The organism is Corallococcus terminator (assembly GCF_003611635.1).
Classification (GTDB): Bacteria; Myxococcota; Myxococcia; order Myxococcales; family Myxococcaceae; genus Corallococcus; species Corallococcus terminator.
Window position 1 is genome coordinate 1 of record NZ_RAVZ01000643.1, and the last position, 1,901, is coordinate 1,901.

The window sequence follows — 1,901 nt, forward strand, 5'->3', positions numbered from 1 at the left end:
AGTCCGTCCCGGGGCTGAGCCCGGGTGAGTGCTCCACCCGCCGCGTCAGCGCCTCCGCCACTTTGCCCTCGGGCGCCTCCGGCCCCACCCCCGTCGTGTACCTGGGCGCCGCCGTCGATCCGCAGGCCTCGCTGGTGGAGCTGCGCGAGGACAACAACACCCTCGTGCCGGGCCGCGTGGGCGTGGGCACCGGGCCGGATCTGCTCATCACGGACCTGACGGGCCCCGCCAGCGTGCAGGCCAGCTACGTCATGAGCCTGTCCATGCGCGTCTGCAACGTGGGCACCGCGCCCTCCTCCCCCACCTATGCGCAGTTCGTCCTGTCCCTTCTGGACACCCTGCCCCTGCCTCCGGGGGCGTACGTCTCCCTGCCCCCCACGCAGAGCTCCAGCAGCGGCGTGACCGTGCCGGGGATGACGCCGGGACAGTGCATGACCCTCACCCCGTCGAATGCCTTCGCCTCCCTGCCGCCCTCGGCGCTGCCGGGGCAGCCCCTCTACCTGGGCGTCTTCGTGGAGCAGTGGCCGGGCCAGCCGGAGCTGCGCGTGGACAACAACACGCGCGTCGCCGGCCGCATCAGCGTGGGCACCGGGCCGGATTGGGTCATCACCGCGATGAGCGGTCCCTCCAGCCTCATGGTGTCCAATTCGGATCCGCTGTCCGTCACGGTGTGCAACGCGGGCACTTCAATGATCCTGAGCGGCAACCTGGAGGTGCTCCTCACCACGGACCCGGAGATTCCGGCACCGTCCACCTCCGACCCCAGAAACCTCAATCCCGCCACGGCGGTCTCCCTGGGCACGGTGACGGTGCCGGACCTGGAGGCCCGGAAGTGCCTCACGGTGTCGGTCCCGACGCCCTACTTCCTGCCGACCCTGCCGTCTGTCTTCAGTCACTTCCCCGATACGCCGCTGCACATGGCCGCGCGCGTGTCGCCGCAGGGAACCCAGCCGGAGCTGCGTCAGGACAACAACACCTTCCTCGGCGGCATCATCGGCATCGGGGATGGCGCGGATCTGGTGGTCCGGGACCTGAGCGCGCCGTTCATCGCGAGCCCGGGGACCGCGTTCACGCCGCAGGTGACGGTCTGCAACGAGAGCAAGACGGCCTCGTACAACCCCCGCACCCTCCAGGTCGTCCTGTCCACGGAGGCCACGCCCCTGTTGCCCGCCGACGGCATGCCGTTCGCCATGACGGGCCTCCAGAACCTCGTCGGACAGACCCAGGTCCCCGTCCTCGACGCGGGCCAGTGCCTCACGACCCCGGTGCTCTCCCTGGCTTCGCGTCCCACGGCCGCCTCCGTGGACCAGGTCCTGTACCTGAGCGCCTTCCTGGTCCCGGACGGTTCGGACCCGTATGGGCAGGATCCGCGCCGGGACAACAACAGCCTCACCGGCAACGTGTTCGTGCTGCTGCCGTACTGACCCGAGATGCCAGCGCCGGCCGGGGCCCACATGTGCCCCGGGCGGCGCCCCGGGGTGATGGGTCATCCAGGCCGACATGCCGTTGGAAAGCTTTCCCAGGGAGTGGGAAAAGCCGGATTCTGTTTTCGGTTGGGATTGATTGAGTTTATTCCCAGCAACCACCCCCAAAGGAGTACTCATGTCACGGCCCACACCGTCATGGAGAGGCGTGTGTCTGCTCATCGCAGGCACCCTGGTATTCAACGGCTGCGGAAGCGACGTCACGTCGTCCGCGAAGAGCCAGTCCCAATCCCTCACCGAGGGACCGGACCTGGTCATCACCGACGTGAAGGGGCCCGCCAACGCACGCATGGGCGACCCCTTCTTCGCCTCCGCCCGGGTCTGCAACCAGGGCACGGAGTCCGCCTATCCCAACGGCGGCTCGGTGATGCTCCAGTTCCTGCTGTCCACGACCCCCACCCAGCAGATCCTCCCGCC

General features: G+C 68.9%; 1 protein-coding gene and 1 pseudogene. Both read left to right on the forward strand.

Translation table 11 applies throughout. The features are described 5' to 3' along the window. Positions 1-1,424 (forward strand): annotated as a pseudogene (locus D7V88_RS43435) (hypothetical protein); the annotation flags it as partial. A 178-nt stretch (positions 1,425-1,602) separates the two neighbouring features. Continuing rightward, the coding region (locus D7V88_RS41080; RefSeq protein WP_147449136.1) for a hypothetical protein at positions 1,603-1,901 on the forward strand (299 nt) is incomplete at its 3' end.